At 70.6% G+C, this 17,691-nt stretch carries 19 protein-coding genes; 12 read left to right on the forward strand and 7 right to left on the reverse strand.

All coding sequences use genetic code 11. The features are described from left to right. The 7 genes from GQQ93_RS11515 (at window position 1) to GQQ93_RS11545 (ending at window position 6,072) form a co-directional block, all read left to right on the forward strand. On the forward strand, window positions 1–363 hold the full coding sequence (locus GQQ93_RS11515; RefSeq protein WP_157424379.1) for an HIT domain-containing protein: 363 nt from the start codon (window positions 1–3) through the stop codon (window positions 361–363). Window positions 364–430: 67 nt separating this feature from the next. After that, a complete protein-coding gene (locus GQQ93_RS11520; RefSeq protein ID WP_157424608.1) occupies window positions 431–1,450 on the forward strand; it encodes a PhoH family protein in 1,020 nt (339 codons plus the stop codon). Next, on the forward strand, window positions 1,447–1,908 hold the full coding sequence (gene ybeY / locus GQQ93_RS11525) for an rRNA maturation RNase YbeY (RefSeq protein WP_157424380.1): 462 nt from the start codon (window positions 1,447–1,449) through the stop codon (window positions 1,906–1,908). The genes GQQ93_RS11520 and ybeY overlap by 4 nt, the downstream gene beginning before the upstream one ends. 2 nt (window positions 1,909–1,910) lie before the next feature. After that, window positions 1,911–3,227: a hemolysin family protein gene (locus GQQ93_RS11530; protein WP_157424381.1), complete on the forward strand. Its 1,317-nt coding sequence runs from the start codon at window positions 1,911–1,913 to the stop codon at window positions 3,225–3,227. Continuing rightward, window positions 3,190–4,113 carry a GTPase Era gene (gene era, locus GQQ93_RS11535; RefSeq protein WP_246192294.1) on the forward strand — a complete coding sequence of 308 codons (924 nt, stop codon included), beginning with the start codon at window positions 3,190–3,192 and terminating at the stop codon, window positions 4,111–4,113. Before GQQ93_RS11530 ends, era begins: the two co-directional genes overlap by 38 nt. A 100-nt stretch (window positions 4,114–4,213) precedes the next feature. Next, window positions 4,214–5,407, forward strand: a complete 1,194-nt coding sequence (locus tag GQQ93_RS11540) for a sensor histidine kinase (protein WP_246192295.1) — start codon at window positions 4,214–4,216, stop codon at window positions 5,405–5,407. Next, complete coding sequence (locus tag GQQ93_RS11545) at window positions 5,404–6,072, forward strand: response regulator (RefSeq protein WP_157424383.1); 669 nt, start codon at window positions 5,404–5,406, stop codon at window positions 6,070–6,072. Before GQQ93_RS11540 ends, GQQ93_RS11545 begins: the two co-directional genes overlap by 4 nt. 4 nt (window positions 6,073–6,076) lie before the next feature. Here the strand turns inward: GQQ93_RS11545 and GQQ93_RS11550 are convergent, their stop codons facing one another. Beyond that, window positions 6,077–7,087: a serine hydrolase domain-containing protein gene (locus GQQ93_RS11550; protein WP_157424384.1), complete on the reverse strand. Its 1,011-nt coding sequence runs from the start codon at window positions 7,085–7,087 to the stop codon at window positions 6,077–6,079. Between the two features lie 103 nt (window positions 7,088–7,190). On the opposite strand from GQQ93_RS11550, the gene GQQ93_RS11555 reads away from it, so the two are divergent. The 3 genes from GQQ93_RS11555 (at window position 7,191) to leuA (ending at window position 11,372) form a co-directional block, all read left to right on the forward strand. Beyond that, on the forward strand, window positions 7,191–7,952 hold the full coding sequence (locus GQQ93_RS11555; protein ID WP_157424385.1) for an ABC transporter ATP-binding protein: 762 nt from the start codon (window positions 7,191–7,193) through the stop codon (window positions 7,950–7,952). An 11-nt stretch (window positions 7,953–7,963) separates the two neighbouring features. Beyond that, window positions 7,964–9,349, forward strand: coding sequence for an FtsX-like permease family protein (locus GQQ93_RS11560; RefSeq protein ID WP_246192296.1), 1,386 nt, complete (start codon window positions 7,964–7,966; stop codon window positions 9,347–9,349). Between the two features lie 250 nt (window positions 9,350–9,599). After that, window positions 9,600–11,372 (forward strand): 2-isopropylmalate synthase, encoded by a 1,773-nt coding sequence (gene leuA, locus GQQ93_RS11565; protein ID WP_157424387.1) that lies wholly within the window; start codon window positions 9,600–9,602, stop codon window positions 11,370–11,372. Between the two features lie 157 nt (window positions 11,373–11,529). On the opposite strand, the gene GQQ93_RS11570 is transcribed toward leuA, so the two are convergent. After that, entirely contained in the window at window positions 11,530–12,216 is a 687-nt protein-coding gene (locus GQQ93_RS11570; protein ID WP_157424388.1) for a trimeric intracellular cation channel family protein, read from the reverse strand. A 52-nt stretch (window positions 12,217–12,268) separates the two neighbouring features. Between GQQ93_RS11570 and recO the strand changes: the two genes are divergently transcribed. Then, on the forward strand, window positions 12,269–13,021 hold the full coding sequence (gene recO, locus GQQ93_RS11575) for a DNA repair protein RecO (RefSeq protein WP_157424389.1): 753 nt from the start codon (window positions 12,269–12,271) through the stop codon (window positions 13,019–13,021). A 7-nt stretch (window positions 13,022–13,028) separates the two neighbouring features. Further along, window positions 13,029–13,835: an isoprenyl transferase gene (locus GQQ93_RS11580; protein ID WP_157424390.1), complete on the forward strand. Its 807-nt coding sequence runs from the start codon at window positions 13,029–13,031 to the stop codon at window positions 13,833–13,835. A 26-nt stretch (window positions 13,836–13,861) separates the two neighbouring features. On the opposite strand, the gene GQQ93_RS11585 is transcribed toward GQQ93_RS11580, so the two are convergent. From GQQ93_RS11585 to GQQ93_RS11605, 5 genes are read right to left on the reverse strand one after another with little or no spacing between them, the layout of a single operon-like run. Continuing rightward, the gene (locus GQQ93_RS11585; protein WP_157424391.1) at window positions 13,862–15,571 is read right to left on the reverse strand and encodes an ABC1 kinase family protein; all 1,710 of its coding nucleotides are present in this window, start codon (window positions 15,569–15,571) and stop codon (window positions 13,862–13,864) included. Between the two features lie 52 nt (window positions 15,572–15,623). Further along, window positions 15,624–16,196: a PadR family transcriptional regulator gene (locus GQQ93_RS11590; RefSeq protein WP_157424392.1), complete on the reverse strand. Its 573-nt coding sequence runs from the start codon at window positions 16,194–16,196 to the stop codon at window positions 15,624–15,626. A gap of 43 nt (window positions 16,197–16,239) precedes the next feature. Continuing rightward, entirely contained in the window at window positions 16,240–16,806 is a 567-nt protein-coding gene (locus GQQ93_RS11595; RefSeq protein ID WP_157424393.1) for a P-loop NTPase family protein, read from the reverse strand. A 19-nt stretch (window positions 16,807–16,825) separates the two neighbouring features. Next, window positions 16,826–16,999, reverse strand: coding sequence for a hypothetical protein (locus GQQ93_RS11600; RefSeq protein WP_157424394.1), 174 nt, complete (start codon window positions 16,997–16,999; stop codon window positions 16,826–16,828). Further along, complete coding sequence (locus GQQ93_RS11605) at window positions 16,996–17,661, reverse strand: DsbA family oxidoreductase (protein WP_157424395.1); 666 nt, start codon at window positions 17,659–17,661, stop codon at window positions 16,996–16,998. The genes GQQ93_RS11600 and GQQ93_RS11605 overlap by 4 nt, the downstream gene beginning before the upstream one ends. Window positions 17,662–17,691: the final 30 nt, after the last annotated feature.

A 17,691-nucleotide genomic window follows, 5' to 3' on the forward strand; every position in this document is an offset into this window, starting at 1 on the left:
ATGACCGACTCGCCCGCTGAACCGACCGTCTTCGAACGCATCGTCGCGCGCGAGATCCCCGCCCGCATCGTCGCAGAGACCGACCGGGTCATCGCCTTCCACGACATCGCGCCGAAGGCGCCGGTGCACGTGATCGTCACGACGAAGACGGCCGACTACCGCGACATCGTGGGCCTCGCCGCGGGCGACCCCGCGCTGCTCGCCGAACTCGTCGCGGTCGCGCAGGGCGTCGCCGCCGAGCTCGGCGACGGCGAGTTCCGGCTCGTGTTCAACACCGGGGCATCCGCCGGCCAGACCGTCTTCCACGTGCACGCGCACGTGCTCGCCGGCGGCCTCGAGGAGGGCACGCTTGCCGGAGCCTGAATCGTTCGATCGCGACGCGCCCGAGGCGGGCGCCGACGAGGAGCGCCTCCGCATCGACGGCGTGGCGATGGTGCGCCTGCTCGGCCCGCAGGATCGACTGCTCACGACCGTCGAGCGCGAGTACCCGGGCGTCGAGGTGCACGTCCGCGGCAACGAGATCTCGATCCGGGGCGAGGTCGACGAGCGGCGCCGCGTGCGCCGGCTCATCGAAGAACTGCTCGAGCTCGTGCGCCACGACCAGGATCCGACCCCGACCGAAGTGAGGAGCTCAGCTCGCATGCTCGACGCCGACCCCGACGCGAAGCCGTCAGAACTGCTCGGCCAGGTCATCGTCTCGAGCCGGGGCAAGACCATCCGGCCGAAGACCGAGGGCCAGCGCGCCTACGTCGACGCGATCGACGAGCACACGATCGTGTTCGGCATCGGCCCCGCGGGCACCGGCAAGACCTACCTCGCGATGGCGAAGGCCGTGCAGGCGCTGCAGCGCAAGGAGGTCAGCCGCATCATCCTGACCCGGCCGGCCGTCGAGGCGGGTGAGCGGCTGGGCTTCCTGCCGGGCACCCTGACCGACAAGATCGACCCGTACCTGCGTCCGCTCTACGACGCGCTCAACGAGATGATGGACCCCGAGCTCGTGCCGAAGCTGCTCGCCTCGGGCACGGTCGAGGTCGCGCCGCTCGCATACATGCGCGGCCGCACACTCAACGACTCGTTCGTCGTGCTCGACGAGGCGCAGAACACGACGCCCGAACAGATGAAGATGTTCCTCACCCGGCTCGGGTTCGGCTCGAAGATGGTCGTCACCGGCGACGTCACCCAGGTCGACCTGCCGGGCGGCGCCTCGGGACTCCGCCTGGTCACCCGCATCCTCGATCGCATCGACGACATCCACTTCGCCCGGCTCACGAGCGACGACGTCGTGCGGCACACCCTCGTCGGCCGCATCGTCGACGCCTACACCGAGTTCGACCAGCGGCAGCAGGCCCAGCGCTTCGAGCGCGCCGAGGCCCGCGAGTTCGCGAACCGCGCCGAGCGGCGCGGACATGCGGGTCCCCGCGACCATCTGCCGAGAAGGGGCACGTCTTGAGCATCGAGATCAACAACGAATCCGCGATCGAGGTCGACGAGGCGGCGATCCAGCGACTCGCGGTCTACGCGCTCGACGCGATGCACGTGCACCGCGACGCCGAACTCGCCATCGTGCTCGTCGACGAGGGCGCCATGGAGCAGCTGCACGTGCAGTGGATGGACGAGCCCGGCCCGACCGACGTGCTGAGCTTCCCGATGGACGAGCTGCGGCCCGGCACCGAGGAGGCGCCGACCCCGCCCGGACTTCTCGGCGACATCGTGCTCTGCCCGCAGGTCGCCGAGTCGCAGGCCCGCACCGCTGGGCACGGCCTCGTCGACGAACTGCTCCTGCTCACGACGCACGGGATCCTGCACCTGCTCGGGTTCGATCACGCCGAGCCCGATGAAGAGAAAGAGATGTTCGGCCTCCAGCGCGACATCCTCGTGGGCTTCGCGATGCAGGAGCGCCGCCGCTGACCATGCTGCCCTGGCTCTTCCTCGGCGCCGCCTTCCTCCTCGTCGCGTTCGGCGGCCTCATGGCCGCCGTCGACGCGGCGGTCGGCGTGAGCTCGCGCGCCGACCTGACCGAACTCGCCGTCGGCGCCCGCGCGCGGCGGTCGATCCTCGCGATCGCCGACGACACCGGCGCCCACGTCAACACCGTGAACTTCGTCCGCATCATCGCGGAGACGACCGCCGCGGTGCTCGTGACGCTCGCGTTCACCTTCTTCATCGACGACATCTGGCTCGTGCTGCTGTGCGCCGCGCTCATCATGACGGCGGCGTCGTTCGTGCTCGTCGGTGCGAGCCCGCGGAGCGTGGGACGCGAGCACGCGCCGATGGTGCTGCGACTGACCGCCCCGCTCGTGCACTTCCTGCGCGTGCTGATCGGACCGCTCGCGGTCGCGCTCGTCTCGCTCGGCAACCGGGTCACGCCCGGCAGCCTGCGCTTCGCCGGCGTCTCGAGCGAGGAGCAGCTGCTCAGCATGGTCGACGAGGCCGCCGAGTTCGAGGTGCTCGAAGAGGGCGACCGCGAACTCATCCACTCGATCTTCGAGTTCAACGACACCGTGGTGCGCGAGGTCATGGTGCCGCGCACCGACATGGTGACGATCGATGCGACCGCGCACCTGCCGAACGCGATGGCCGTGTTCCTGAAGGCCGGCTACTCGCGCATCCCGGTGATCGGGCACGACGCCGACGACGTCGCCGGCATCCTCTACCTCCGCGACCTCGCCCGGCTCGGGTTCGAGCGGCCGCTCGACGCCGAGTCGCTCACCGTCGGCGAGCTGGTGCGGCCGGCGGTGTTCGTGCCCGACTCGATGAAGGCCGACGCGCTCCTGCGGCAGATGCAGCTCGAGTCGAACCATCTCGCGATGGTCGTCGACGAGTACGGCGGCATCGCAGGGCTCGTCACCCTCGAAGACCTCATCGAAGAGCTCGTCGGCGACATCTCCGACGAGTACGACCGCGAGGCCGCGCAGGTCGAAGACCTGGGCGAGGGGCGGTACCGCGTCAATGCGCGCCTTCCGGTCGACGAGCTCGGCGAGCTGTTCGGGCTCGACCTCGAGGACGACGACGTCGACTCCGCCGGGGGACTGCTCGCGAAGGAGCTCGGGCGCCTGCCGGCCTCGGGCGAGCACGCGATGGTCTCGGGCCTGCGCCTCGAGGCCGAACGCACCGAAGGCCGTCGCAAGCGCATCTCGACGATTCTCGTCGAGGCAGATCAGGCCCTCATCGACGCGCGCACCGCGTTCGATGCGGGAGACTCCGTCGAGAGGAACCATCGTGACTGACTACCGTGCCGGATTCGTGTCCTTCGTCGGGCGCCCGAACGTCGGCAAGTCGACGCTCACGAACGCGCTCGTCGGCCAGAAGGTCGCCATCACCAGTTCGAAGCCGCAGACGACGCGCCGGGCGATCCGCGGCATCGTGCACCGCGAGCACGGCCAGATCATCCTCGTCGACACCCCGGGACTGCACCGCCCGCGCACCCTGCTCGGCGAACGCCTCAACACGCTCGTGCAGTCGACGCTCGGCGATGTCGACGTGATCGCGTTCTGCGTGCCCGCGAACGAGCCGATCGGCCCGGGCGATCGCTTCATCAACGAGCAGCTCGAGCGGTACCCGCGCGCGAAGAAGGTCGCGATCGTCACCAAGACGGATGCGACGTCGAAGGCCAAGGTCGCCGAGCAGCTGCTGGCGGTCTCCGAGCTGCGCGAGTGGGCGGCCATCATCCCCGTCTCGGCGCCGCGCGGCGAGCAGCTCGACGTGCTCGTCGCCGAACTCCTGACGCTCCTGCCCGAGTCCGAGCAGCCGCTGTACCCCGCCGACGCCCTCACCGATGAAGACCTGTCGGACCGCATCGCCGAGTTCATCCGCGAGGCCGCCCTCGAGGGCGTCTCCGACGAACTGCCGCACTCGATCGCCGTCGTCGTCGACGACATGGTCGAACGGGAGGACAAGGACCTCCTCGAGATCTACGCGAACCTCTACGTCGAGCGCGACAGCCAGAAGGGCATCATCATCGGCAAGGGCGGTGCGCGCCTGCGCGAGGTCGGCACGACCGCGCGAGCGCAGATCGAGGGACTGCTCGGGCGCAAGGTGCACCTCGCACTGCACATCAAGGTCGCGAAGGAATGGCAGCGCGATCCGAAACAGCTCGGCCGTCTCGGGTTCTGACCTGAACGCTCCGGCGCCGCGGCGGGCGGCTCGTACGACTCGAGGATGATTCAGCGCGCGAACTGCGACCGCCGCCCGTTCGAGCGCGTACGGTGGATCGGTGCCCACCAGGATCAGCCGCGCGAAACTCACGACCGACATCGTGCTCGCCGGCGTGTTCGCACTCATGTGCCTGCCCTTCGCACTGCTCGGCGGCATCGCCGATCTCGTGATCCTGTCGGGCTTCACGGCCGCCCTCGCGATCCGCCGCTTCGACGTGCGGTGGTCGCTCGCCGTCGCCTGGGCCTCGGCGCTGACGCAGATGCTGCTGCTGCGCGACCTGCAGCTCTACGACGTCGCCGTGCTCGGGGTGCTCTACTCGACCGCCGCGCACGGCGGCCGGGTCGTGAAGTGGCTGGGACTCGGATCGGCGGGAGTCGGGGCGCTCCTCGCGACCGGGTACCTCGCCGTCGTGAAGCCGCTGCTCGGCGGGGCGTCGGCGATCGGAGGCAGCGACGCGATCGGCATGCTGGTGCTCACGGGCATGCTGTTCGTCGCCTCGATCGCGGTGCTCGTGCTCGCATGGACGGCCGGCCTCCTCGTCCGCGCCGTGCGCGACAACCGCGAGGTGGCGCGCCGCGAGGAGGTCGCGAATCGCGAACGCGAGCTCGCCCAGTACCGGTACGTCGTCGAGCAGGAGCGCAATCGCATCGCCCGCGACATGCACGACGTCGTCGCCCACTCGCTCGCGGTCGTGATCGCGCAGGCCGACGGGGCGCGCTTCGCGGCCCGCACCAGGCCCGAGTCGGCCGTCGACGCGCTCGGCACGATCGCCGGCGTCGCGCGCGGCGCGCTCGGCGACGTGCGGCTGCTGCTCGCCGAGCTCCGTCACCACGAGAGCGCATCGCCCCAGCCGGCGCTCGACGATCTGGGCGCCCTGCTCGAACAGGTGCGTGCGGCCGGGCTCGATGTGCGGTACTCCGAGACGGGTGCGCGCCCCGAGCTCGGCACAGGCCACCAGATCGCGGTATATCGCATCGTGCAGGAGGGGCTCACGAACGCGTTGCGCCACGGCGACACGACGAAACCGGTCGTGCTCGAACTCGCCTGGGATCAGATGGGCGTCGAACTCCGGCTCGTCAATTCGCAACGGCCGGATGCCTCAGCGCCCGACTCGCACGCGTTCCGCCACGGGATCCCCGGCATGCGCGAACGCGCGCAGCTCACCGGCGGCAGCCTGCACGCCGCGGCCGGCGACGACGGCCTGTTCCGCCTGACCGCCCGAATCCCGGCCCAACCCGGAAGGACCGCATGAGCATCCGAGTCGCCCTCGTCGACGACCAAGCCCTCTTCCGCGCCGGCGTGCGCATGCTCGTCGAATCGCAGCCCGACCTCGACGTGGTGGGCGAGGCGGGCGACGGCGTCGCGGCGATCGCCCTCGCCGCGACCGAGCGGCCCGACGTCATCCTGATGGATGTGCGGATGCCGCTCGCCGACGGCATCGCCGCGACCGAGCGGATCCTCGCCGACGCGGACCGCGACGGCCGGACGGCCCCGCGGGTGCTCGTGCTGACGACCTTCGACCTCGATGAGAACGCCGCACGCGCGATCCGCGCCGGTGCGAGCGGGTTCGTGCTGAAGGACGCCGATCCCGAGTTCCTCCTCGCGGCGATCCGCACGGTGCACCAGGGCAACCAGGTGATCGCCGCCTCGGCGACGCGCGCGCTGTTCGCGCACGTCGGGACCGCGCCGGCGGGGCGTCCCGCACCGGCTGCCTGGTCCGAGTTGACGCCGCGAGAGCGCGAGATCTTCGCCCTCGCCGCGCGTGGGCTCTCGAACAGCGAGATCGCCGCCTCCGAGTATCTGAGCGAGGCGACCGTCAAGACGCACGTGAGCCGGATCCTCGCGAAGCTCGGCCTGCGCGACCGCGTGCAGCTCGTGGTCTTCGCGTACGAGCACGAGCTGCGGTCCGCCGAGTAACGTCCTAGACGACGCCCGTGAGCAGCGAGATGACCGGCCACGCACCCTCGGAGCTGTTGCCGAGCACGCTCAGGGTGGTGGCGGTGTCCCGGTTGTGAACGGAACGGAATGACACCCCCGCGTCGTGCCCCTCGATGATGAGTCGGGGGCTCTTCGCGCCGAGTGAGATGCCCATCCCGTATCGCACGCCCGCGAACGCCGGTCGGGTCATCTGCTCGAAGGTCTCCTCGTTCACGATCCGGCCTTCGGTGAGCGCGCGCCAGAACCTGTGGAGATCGTCGGCGGTGGTCCAGATGCCGCCGTCGCCGTTGCCCCGCACCGGCAGATGCAGCACGTTGGTACGATCGCCCTCCTCGAAGAGATAGCCGAGGGCCGCGTCGCCCGGGAGGTCGTCCGACCTCAGGAAAGACGTCCTCCCCAGGCCGGCGCGCGCGCAGACCTCGGCGTCGACGAGGTCGTGGTACGTCGTCCCGCTCGCGCGCTCCGCGATCAGCGCGAGCACGATGTAGCCGCCGTTGCAGTACGCGAACCGCGTGCCGGGCCGGGACGCCTGCGGGTAGCCGTCGACGACGGGCACGAACGCCTCCGTATCGGCGAGGAGATGCACGGGGTCGGACAGCACGTAGTCGGAGGCGTTCCAGTCGGCCGTTTCGTCGAGGTAGTCGCCGATGCCGGACGTGTGCGTGAGCAGCTGTGCGACCGTCACGTCGTCGTCGATGAGTGGCAGGTCGGCGCCCAGGATGCCGCGGACGCGCGTGTCCAACGACAGGACGCCCTCTTCGATGAGGCGGAGCACGGCCAGGGCCGTGAAGGTCTTGGCGCCGCTTGCGATCGCGAACCGGGTCTGCGTGGTGTTCGGCACGTGCAGGGCGCGGTGCGCATACCCTTCGACCCGCTCGAAGCGGCGTTCGTCACCGACGTCGACCGTCACGACCCCGGTGAACGAGGCCTTCCTCACCGCGGCGTCGAGCGCGGTTCGGTCGAGAACCGGATACGTGGCGGGTTCGGCGTGCATCCTGCGAGCCTAACGGTGCGGCGTCGGCGTCATCCCAGAGGATGACGGCGAACCGTTCGCTCGTCGGATGACCGGGCCACGGTGCATCCGTAGCGTCGAAGACATGCAGATCCAACCCTCAGACCTCGGTCTCATCGCCCGCGTCGCGGGCCTCGCCAAGCGCTACGGCCACGGTGCCGGCGCGGTGACCGCACTCGACGACGTCTCGCTCGGCCTTCGCCGCGGCGAGTTCACCGCGATCATGGGGCCGTCGGGCTCGGGCAAGTCGACGCTCATGCACATCATGGCCGGCCTCGACTCGCCGACGGCCGGTCGGGTCTGGCTCGGCGACACCGACATCACCGAGCTCGGCGATGCGGCGCTCACGGTACTGCGCCGGCGCCGCATCGGGTTCATCTTCCAGTCGTTCAACCTCGTTCCCACCCTCGACGTGCGCGGCAACGTGATGCTGCCGTTCGAGCTCGACGGCCGCAGGCCCACCCAGGACGAGCAGGCGTGGATCGACGAGCTCTTCGACACGCTCGGCCTCGGCGGTCGCCTCACTCACCGCCCGCACGAGCTCTCGGGCGGGCAGCAGCAGCGCGTCGCCATCGCGAGGGCGCTCGCGACGCGCCCCGACCTGGTGTTCGCCGACGAGCCCACGGGCAACCTCGACTCGCGCACGGGCCGCGAGGTGCTGGGTCTCCTCGCGGTCGCGAGCGCGCGCTACGGACAGTCGATCGCGATGGTCACGCACGACCCCGTCGCGGCGAGTCACGCCGATCGCATCCTGTTCCTCGCCGACGGCAAGATCGTGCGCGACGCAGGCCGCTCGACGCCCGAGGAGATCTCGGCGTTCATGCTGTCGATGGAACTGGCGGCCTGATGCGCACCCGGATGAAGGACCAGTGGCCGACGCTCCTGGTCGCCGCCCTCGCCGGCACCTTCGGGGTGCTGCTGCTGCACGTGACGGGGCTCCTCGCCGCCGCGATCCGTGCCGACGACGTCACCGGCGAGAGCGACACCGTGGCCCTCATGCTCGGCTTCGTCGCGACCGTGTTCGTCGTGATCGCCGTGTACGTGAGCGCGATCGTCACCTCGAACACCGTGGCGACGGTCGTCGCCGGTCGCACCCGCACCATCGCGCTGCTGCGGCTCATCGGATCGAGTGCGCGCGCGCAGCGCGCGCAGATCGCGAAGGAGGGGCTCGTGGTCGGCATCGCCGGCGCCGCGATCGGCGTGCTCGCCGGCACCGGTGCGGCGTTCGGCGTCGAGCAGTTCGCCGTCGCGAACCGCATGCTGCCCCCGACCGAGTACGACTACCTCAACCCCGCCGTCGTGCTGCCCGCGATCGCCGTCGTGCTCACCACCTGGCTGGCCTCGTGGGTCGGGTCGCGGCGCGTGCTCAGGGTGCGCCCGATCGAGGCGATCTCGAACTCGAACGCGCAGGACCGCGAGGAGCTCGGACGCCGCCGCGGTCGCAATGTCACGGCGATCGTGCTCGTCGCCATCGGCATCGGCCTCCTCGTCACCGGGGTGGTGGTCGGTCTCACCGACCCGATGGGCGTGCTCATCGGCCTCGCCGGAGGCATCCTCTCGTTCACGGGCGTCGTGCTCGGCGCCGATGTCGTGATGCCGCCGGTGCTGCGACTCGTGGGCCGCCTCTTCGGCCGCTCGCCGGCGGCGCGGCTCGCCGCCGAGAACGCCGTGCGCAACCCCGAGCGGAGCTCGCGCATGACGATCGGCCTCGTGATCGGCGTCACCCTCGTCACGACCTTCTCGGTGACGATGGAGTCGTACCGCGCCATGTTGCTCGCAGCGCAGGAGGCGCAGCCCGAGGTGTACGCCGGCATCGACGACATGCTGAACGCGACGATCGCCGTGTTCACGGTGCTCATCGGGTTCAGCGCCCTGATCGCCGCGATCGGCATGGTCAATACGCTCTCGCTCAGCGTGATGCAGCGCACGCGCGAACTCGGACTCCTGCGGGCGCTCGGCTTCGACCGCGGGCAGCTGCGCCGCATGATCGTCGTGGAGAGCGCCGCGCTCACCGTCGCCGCCACCCTCACCGGGCTCGTGCTCGGCTTCGGCTACGGCTGGGCGGGCGCGCAGGCACTCCTCGGCGGGGCGCAGGGCGATCCGGTGTTCGTCATGCCGGGCGTCCCGTGGGTCATGGTCGGGGTGCTCATCGTCGCGGCGGGCGTGCTGACGCTCGTCGCATCCATCGCCCCGGCGCGGCGCGCGATGCGCGTCTCGCCGGTGGTCGCCCTCGCGGTCGACTAGGGGGACCGCGAGGGACGGGAGGGAAGGGCGGGCGGCGGCCTCGGGGGAGGCCGCCGCTCGCTTCCGTTCGCCCGCTCGCGCCTGCGGGCGCGTCACATGCATGCGGTCGCCGTGCTCGGATGTTAGCCTTGTGCCGTGCTTCACGGTCTGCTTCTCCTTAGCTGCCGCAGCGAGTCCTAGTTCGAAGGCCTCCCTCGCTGCGGAGTTCGTCGTCGGCTGAATCCATCCGAACAAGCGAGAAGAGCACCTCATGCAGAACACCCAGCAGCCCTCGGCGATGCCCGTTCACCGGTACCGTCCGTTCCACGAGCAGATCTCGGTCGAACTGCCCGACCGCACGTGGCCGTCCAAGCGCATCGAGCAGGCGCCCCGCTGGTGCGCCGTCGACCTGCGCGACGGCAACCAGGCCCTCATCGACCCGATGAGTCCCGAGCGCAAGCGCATCATGTTCGACCTCCTCGTGAAGATGGGCTACAAGGAGATCGAGGTCGGGTTCCCGAGCGCGAGCCAGACCGATTTCGATTTCGTGCGCAGCCTCATCGACGAGAACGCCATCCCCGACGACGTCACCATCCAGGTGCTGACGCAGGCGCGCGATCACCTGATCGAGCGCACCTACGAGGCGATCGCGGGTGCGAAGCAGGCGATCGTGCACCTCTACAACTCGACGAGCATTCTGCAGCGCGAGGTCGTGTTCCGCACCGACCGGCAGGGCATCATCGACATCGCCCTGCACGGCGCGCGCAAGTGCCGTGAGCAGGAGGCGACGATCCCGGGCACGACGGTCTACTACGAGTACTCGCCCGAGAGCTACACCGGCACCGAGCTCGAGTTCGCGGTCGACGTCTGCAACCAGGTGATCGAGATCCTCGAGCCGACGCCCGAGCGCAAGGTCATCATCAACCTGCCGGCCACCGTCGAGATGGCGACGCCGAACGTCTACGCCGACTCGATCGAGTGGATGAGCCGGCACCTCGCGCACCGCGAGAACGTCATCCTCTCGCTGCATCCCCACAACGACCGCGGCACGGCCGTCGCCGCCGCCGAGCTCGGCTACCTGGCCGGCGCCGACCGCATCGAGGGCTGCCTCTTCGGCAACGGCGAGCGCACCGGCAACGTCGACCTCGTCGCGCTCGGCATCAACCTCTTCACCCAGGGCATCGACCCGCAGGTCGACTTCTCCGACATCGACGAGGTCAAGCGCACCGTCGAGTACTGCAACCAGCTGCCGGTGCCCGAGCGGCACCCGTGGGCGGGCGACCTCGTCTACACGGCGTTCTCGGGTTCTCATCAAGACGCGATCAAGAAGGGCTTCGAGGCGATGGCCGCCGAGGCCGAGCGCCGCGGCGTCGCCGTCGACGAGCTCGAGTGGGCGGTGCCGTACCTGCCGGTCGACCCGCGCGACCTGGGCCGCAGCTACGAGGCCGTCATCCGCGTGAACTCGCAGTCGGGCAAGGGCGGAGTGGCCTACCTGCTGAAGACCGACCATGCGCTCGACCTGCCGCGACGCCTGCAGATCGAGTTCTCGGGTGTCGTGCAGCAGAAGACCGACGCCGAGGGCGGCGAGGTCTCGAGCGACGACATCTGGCGCGTCTTCACCGACGAGTACCTGCCGGCGCCGCAGAACCGTCCCGACGAGAAGTGGGGCCGGTTCGAACTCCTGAGCCTGCGCACCGAGAGCGCCCTCGACGGGGTCGTCAACGTGCGAGTCGGCCTGCGTGACGGCGCAGAGCGCGTCGAGGCCGATGCGAGCGGCAACGGCCCGATCTCGGCGTTCCTCAACGTGCTCGGCGCCGAGGGGGTCGAGGTGAAGCTGCGCGACTACGTCGAGCACACGCTCTCGGCGAGCGGTGACTCGCAGGCGGCCGCCTACGTCGAGCTCGAGGTCGAGGGCACGGTGCTGTGGGGCGTCGGCATCGACGCCGACATCTCGACCGCGTCGCTGAAGGCCGTCGTCTCGGCCGTCAACCGCGCGCTGCGCGTGCGCACTCCCGAGCCCGAGCTCGCCGCCGCCGCGATCTGAGCCGGCCTGTCCCCGTTCCACCCGCTCCGGGGGTCGTTTTCGGTCAACAGGATACCGCGAAGCATCCTGATCTGGCGGAAAGTGACCCCGGGAACGGCGGGGTGCGGGTGCGGGTGCGGGTGCGGGGTGCGGGGTGCGGAGCGCGTGACTCGGCGCGTCAGCGGCGGATGACCGGCAGCACGCCGGTCTCCGTCGCGACCTTGCGACGGTAGAGCATGCGCTGCTCGGGCAGTGAGAGGTCGAAGATCACCGCGAGCCAGCGGATGATGCTCGTCACGACGATGCAGACCATGCCCGCGATGAGCAGCGGCACGCCGAAGGCGTCGAGGCCGACGAGCACGAGGCATCCGGCTGCGGCGGCGACCGCGTAGAGCGAGCCGACGTGCATGATCGCGACCGGCAGGCTCATGAGCATGTCGCGCAGGATGCCGCCGCCGACGGCGGCCGCGACGCCGACGAACACCGCCGGAAGCACGGGCAGGCCGAGGTCGAGCGCCTTCGTCGTGCCGAAGGCGCCGAACATGCCGATCACGACCGCGTCGAGCCCGACGATGACCCCGTTGAGGCGCTGCAGGGGAGCAGCGAGCAGCATGCCGACGAGCGAGGCCGCGATCGCCGTGACGAGGTACCAGTTGCTCTGCAGCGCGCCGATCGGCTGGTTCAGCAGGAGGTCGCGGATGACACCGCCGCCGAATCCCATCACGATGCCGACGATCGCGACGCCGAGCAGGTCGAGGCGGCGTTCGCCGCGGAATCCGGATGCGAACAGTGCGCCTTGCACGCCGCCGAGGCCGACGGCGGTGAGGTCGAGCCAGAGAGGGATCGTGAACTCTGCGGTTTCCACGCTCACAGTGAATCACGGATGCCGCGGGCTGCAGAGATGGGAGAATCGAGCTGTGCCCGTGTACCGAGATGAAGCCGTCGTGCTGCGCACCCACAAGCTGGGCGAGGCCGACCGCATCCTCACGCTGCTCACACGAGAGCACGGCAAGGTGCGCGCCGTCGCGAAGGGGGTGCGACGCACGGGCTCGAAGTTCGGCGCCCGCCTCGAGCCGTTCATGGTGGCCGACCTGCAGCTCTACGAGGGCCGCAGCCTCGACGTCGTGAACCAGGCGGAGTCGCTCGGCTCGTACGGCGCCCAGATCACGCAGGACTATGCGGCGTACACCGCGGCGAACGCGATGGTCGAGGCCGCCGACAAGCTCACCGAGTCCGAGGGCTCGTTGCAGCAGTACCTGCTGCTCGTCGGCGCCCTGCGTTCGCTCGCCCGCGGCGAGCACGGGGCGAGCCTCACCCTCGACTCGTATCTGCTGCGCGCCCTCGCCCTGGCAGGGTGGGCGCCGAGCTTCGGCGACTGCGCGCGCTGCGGTCGCTCCGGCGAGCACACGGCCGTGGTCGTGCAACTCGGCGGGGTCGTCTGCGACGACGAGTGCGCGCCGCCCGGCACCCCGCGCATCGAGCGCACGACGGTGGCACTGCTCGGCGCGCTGCTCTCGGGCGACTGGGGCTACGCCGAAGCAGCACCCGAACGCGACCGCAACCAGGCGAGCGGCATCGTCGCCGCCTATACCCAGTGGCATCTCGAGCGGGGCCTCCGTTCGCTGCCGCACGTCAGCCGCGAGGCATCCGCCACGCACCCCGCCCCCTGAGGACCACGTGACCCCGAAGCCCTTCACCCACCGTGACGCCGTGCCCTACAAGCCGCTCGACTGGACGGGCGTGTACCCGCCCGTCTTCCCGAAGGGGGCGGTGCCAGAGCACGTCGCGATCGTGATGGACGGCAACGGGCGCTGGGCCAACCAGCGCGGGCTCACCCGCATCGAGGGGCACAAGGCAGGGGAGGCGGCACTCCTCGACGTGGTCGCCGGCGCGATCCAGGCCGGCGTGAAGCACCTGTCGGTGTACGCCTTCTCGACCGAGAACTGGAAGCGGTCGCCCGAGGAGGTGCGCTTCCTCATGGGCTACAACCGCGACGTGCTGCACCGCCGGCGCGACCAGCTCAACGAGTGGGGCGTGCGCATCCGCTGGGCCGGCCGTCGGCCGCGCCTCTGGGCCTCGGTCATCAACGAGCTGCAGTTCGCCGAGAGGCTCACCGCCGGCAACGACGTGCTGACGCTCACGATGTGCGTCAACTACGGCGGACGCAACGAGATCACCGACGCCGTGCGCTCCATCGCCGACGACGTCGCGGCCGGCCGGCTGCGGCCCTCTGCGGTGAGCGAGAAGCTCATCGCGAAGCGCCTCTACGTGCCCGAGCTGCCCGACGTCGACCTGTTCGTGCGCTCCTCGGGAGAGCAGCGCACCTCGAACTTCCTCCTCTGGCAGTCGGCGTACGCCGAGATGGTGTTCCTCGACACGCTCTGGCCCGATTTCTCGCGCACCCAGCTGTGGGAGGCGATCGAGGTCTACGCCCGCCGCAACCGGCGGTTCGGCGGGGCGGTCGATGCCCCGACGGTCAGCTGAGGCCGAGCTCCGTCGAGCGACGTGCCTCAGCGCGGCCGTCGTCGTCGGCCGAACACCCCGGCGAACACCGCGTGCAGCAGCGGCAGCACGGAGACGATCATCAGGGTCGTGCCGAGCTCGGGGTTCGGGGCCAGGAGCAGCGCGCCGCCGATGAGGAGTGCGGCGAACAGCACGCCCGAGAGGATCCGGCGGGCGACGCCCTCGAGCCGGTCGAGTCGTCGTTCGAGGCGCGAGGTGTCGAACGACATGCGGCCCTGGTCGGCCTTGGTGATCAGCGCATCCATGCGCTTCGGCATGCCCCAGAGGATTCCGGCGCTCGACATCGCCTGCCCGAGGAGGTCCTGCGCGAGGTCGCCGCGCTCCTCGTTCAGCAGCTGCGTCGCGTACGGTTCGACCGCGTCCCACACGTTGAACTCGGGGTCGAGCGAACTGCACATGCCCGAGGTGAGCGCCATCGCCCGGATGAGCAGCAGAAGGCGCTCGGGCAGCTGCAGGGGCAATGAGCGCATGACGTCGCCGAACTCGACGCCGAAGTCGCGGAACTCGCGGGGATCCACCTCTTTCAGCTGGGCGAAGCCCATGCCGCCGAATCGTTCGAACAACTGCGTGAGCGCCCGCTCGAGCTCGCCGGTGTCGGCCGACGGCATGAGCACCCCGATCTCGTGCGCTGCTTCGATCATTCCGTGGCCGTCGCGCGACGCGACCGCGATCACGAGCGAGCGGAGGCCCGCCCGCAGCTCGCCTGGAACCTCGGCCATCATGCCGAAGTCGACGAAGGTCAGGCGCCAGGGGATGCCTGGTGCGGGCGTGCCGCTCGCAGGGTCGCGCACGACCGGCGTGACGAAGATGTTGCCGGGGTGCGGGTCGGCGTGCACGAACGCGTGGGTGAACACCTGGTCGAACATGACCTCGGCGAAGACGCGCGCGACATCGGCGGGGGAGATGCCGGCGGCCCGCAGCGCGTCGGTGTCGTTGATCTTGATCGCCGTCACGTCCTCGAGCGTCAGCACCCGCCGGGTCGTGCGCTCCCACACGACCGCAGGCGCGTTCACCCGCGGCTCGTCGGCGAACGACTCCACGAAGCGCTCGGCGTTCTGCGCCTCGTGCAGGTAGTCGATCTCCTCGTGGCTCGTCTGCGCGAACTCCTCGACGAGGGCCGGGGCGTCGACGTGGTCGGCGACCACGCGCACGCGGCGCAGCCAGCCCGCCACGCGACGGAGCGCCGCCAGGTCGACGGCGACGATCTGGTCGATGCCGGGGCGCTGCACCTTGACGACGACCTCGGCGAGCCCGGTCTCGGCGGCATCGCGCGCCGAGAGTCGGGCGCTGTGCGCCTGCCCGAGCGAGGCCGCCGCGACGGGCACTTCGTCGAATCGGGCGAAGACCGCGTCGAGCGGGGCCCCGAGCTCGGCCTCGGCGAGCGCGCGGATCTCGGGGAACGGCACGGCGGGAACCTCGTCCTGAAGGCCGGTGAGCTCGGAGGTGATCTCGGGCGGCAGCACGTCGAGGCGGGCCGAGAGGAACTGCCCGACCTTGATCATGAGCCCGCCGAGCTCGACCGCGAGGGCGCGGAACCGCGACGCGAGCGTCCGCATCCGTCGTTCGCGCGAGCGGTCGGCGAGACCACCGAGGCCGAGCTTGGGCAGCACGAGCTCGAACCACCAGATCTGCACGAGCTGGCGTGCCGCGAACCCGAGGATGCGGCGGGAGCGCGCGCGGTGGGCGCCGTCGGTCATGCCGCCATCCTCTCGCGTCGCGGGGCGGACGGCACCCGGTGCTGCACCCGGGTCAGCCCTCGGCGAGGATCGAGTAGAGCCGGCGCCGCGCCTCGTCGAGCACGGTCACGGCCTGCTGGATCTGCTCGGGCGAACCGCTGCGGCCGAGCTGCGCGGCGGCGGCGGCGAGTTCGACGCCCGCCTTCGAGAGTGCGCGGTGCGCGCCGCCCTGGGCCGAGGGCGACGCCCACGGTGCCGGACGGTCGGCCGCCGCGGCGGCCTCGTCGCGGCCCGCCTCGGTGAGCGAGTAGGTCTTGCGCCCCTGAAGTTCGTCGGCGACGATCAGCCCCTCGTCGGCGAGGAGCTGCAGGGTCGGGTAGACCGAGCCGGCGCTCGGCTTCCACGAACCGCCGCTGCGCTCGTCGATCTCCTGGATGATCTGGTAGCCGTGCATCGGCTGCTCGGCGAGCAGTGCCAGCACCGCCGCGCGCACGTCGCCGCGGGCCATGCGCCGCATGCCGGGGCGCTGGTCGAACGAGGATCGCAACTGCTCCATCGCCTCCCAGATCGCGGCGCCCGGGTTGCCGGGCCCCGTCCCGCCGAAGCCTGCGCCGCCGAATCCGCCGGTCGAGCCGTTGCCGTTCATGATGACCTCCCGCGATATGCGAACGATACTCAACGATATATCGCTATCTCGCGGAAGGGAAGGTCAGGCGAAGCCACGCCTCGGCCGCGCGCGGGTGCCGCAGCCGCACGACCTCGAGCCCCGGATTCCGGGCGGCGGCCTCCTCGACGAGGGCCGCCCGGGTGCCGTGCGTGCGCCACGCCCAGCGCACGATGTGCTCGGGGTCGCTGAAGATCGTGTGGAACGCCGGCTCGACGTTGCCGTTCCAGAGCTCCTCGCGACGCAGCCGGCGACGCACGGTTCGCGCGATCACCTGTCGCATCACCCGCGTACGCGAGTATTCGAGGAACACGAGCAGCTGTGCGCGCTCGGCGAGTCGGTCACGCACCGGTTCGTACTGCCACTCGGTCACCCACCCGGCCTGCGCCGTGAAGGCGTCGACCTCGTCGACGAAACTCGGCCGCGGCGTCCAATCGGGCCCGTGATAGAGGGCGTCGATCTCCTGGTAGGGCAGCCCGGCGGCGTCGGCGATGCGGCGCGCGAGCGTCGTCTTGCCCGCACCGCTCGCCCCGGCGACGAGGATGCGACGCGGCGCGGCCGGCGCAGCATGGGCGGCGGGGGAGTCGGGCACCCGCACACCCTACTGCGTGCTACTCGACCGAGAGCCCCGGCACGAAGCAGACGTCGCCCTCGCAGATCATGGCGCCGGCGTCGCCGGGCAGCATGGTGAACGGCGAGCCGGATGCCGCGGGCAGCGCGCCGCCCGACGACGGCGCCTCGAACGGGGCAGTGGCTGAGGCATCCGCCCCGATCTCGACGCTCACGCGGCCGCGCCGTCGCGCTCGCCCGCGACCTGGGTGAGCACCTGGCCGAAGACCTCGGCGGGCTGCGCACCCGAGACACCGTACTTGCCCTCGAACACGAAGAACGGCACGCCGTTGATGCCGTAGGCGCCGGCCTGCGCGATGTCGGCCTGCACGTCGGCGGCGTAGCGGCCCGACTCGAGCGCCTCACGGGCGCCGTCGGCGTCGAGTCCGGCGTCGACGGCGAGCTCGACGAGTTCGTCGATGCGTCCGACGTGGCGGCCCTCGGTGAAGTACGCCTTGAACAGGCGCTCCGACAGCTCGAGCTGGCGGCCCTGGGCCTTCGCGAAGTGCAGGAGCTCGTGCGCCTTCAACGTCTTCGTGTGCTGGAGGACGTCGAAGTCGTAGTCGAGGCCGGCGTTCGCGGCGACGCCCGTGACGTGCTGCAGCATCTGCTGCACGCGCTCGGCCGGCAGGCCCTTGTGCTTGGCGAGGAAGTCGACCTCGCTGCCCTCGAAGTCGACGGGGGTGTCGGGCGCGAGTTCATAGGAGTGGTACTCGATCTCGACGTCGGGTGCGTCGTCGCCGAGCGCCGCGAGGCCCTCCTCGAAGTGGCGCTTGCCGATGTAGCACCACGGGCAGGCGATGTCGGACCAGATGTCGATCTTGATGGGGGAAGTCACGATGGATGCGAACGCCTCGGGTGCGCCGGG

It is taken from the genome of Agromyces lapidis, assembly GCF_009749405.1.
GTDB lineage: Bacteria > Actinomycetota > Actinomycetes > Actinomycetales > Microbacteriaceae > Agromyces > Agromyces lapidis.

Bases quoted from the DNA above. Each gene is read 5' to 3' on its own strand.
- GQQ93_RS11520 (WP_157424608.1), top strand. From the start codon at position 431: ATGGTGCGCCTGCTCGGCCCGCAGGATCGACTGCTCACGACCGTCGAG.
- GQQ93_RS11550 (WP_157424384.1), bottom strand. From the start codon at position 7,087: ATGCACGCCGAACCCGCCACGTATCCGGTTCTCGACCGAACCGCGCTC.
- GQQ93_RS11590 (WP_157424392.1), bottom strand. From the start codon at position 16,196: ATGAACGGCAACGGCTCGACCGGCGGATTCGGCGGCGCAGGCTTCGGC.
- GQQ93_RS11555 (WP_157424385.1), top strand. From the start codon at position 7,191: ATGCAGATCCAACCCTCAGACCTCGGTCTCATCGCCCGCGTCGCGGGC.
- era (WP_246192294.1), top strand. From the start codon at position 3,190: ATGCGGGAGACTCCGTCGAGAGGAACCATCGTGACTGACTACCGTGCC.
- GQQ93_RS11545 (WP_157424383.1), top strand. From the start codon at position 5,404: ATGAGCATCCGAGTCGCCCTCGTCGACGACCAAGCCCTCTTCCGCGCC.
- GQQ93_RS11515 (WP_157424379.1), top strand. From the start codon at position 1: ATGACCGACTCGCCCGCTGAACCGACCGTCTTCGAACGCATCGTCGCG.
- leuA (WP_157424387.1), top strand. From the start codon at position 9,600: ATGCAGAACACCCAGCAGCCCTCGGCGATGCCCGTTCACCGGTACCGT.
- GQQ93_RS11560 (WP_246192296.1), top strand. From the start codon at position 7,964: ATGAAGGACCAGTGGCCGACGCTCCTGGTCGCCGCCCTCGCCGGCACC.
- GQQ93_RS11530 (WP_157424381.1), top strand. From the start codon at position 1,911: ATGCTGCCCTGGCTCTTCCTCGGCGCCGCCTTCCTCCTCGTCGCGTTC.
- GQQ93_RS11585 (WP_157424391.1), bottom strand. From the start codon at position 15,571: ATGACCGACGGCGCCCACCGCGCGCGCTCCCGCCGCATCCTCGGGTTC.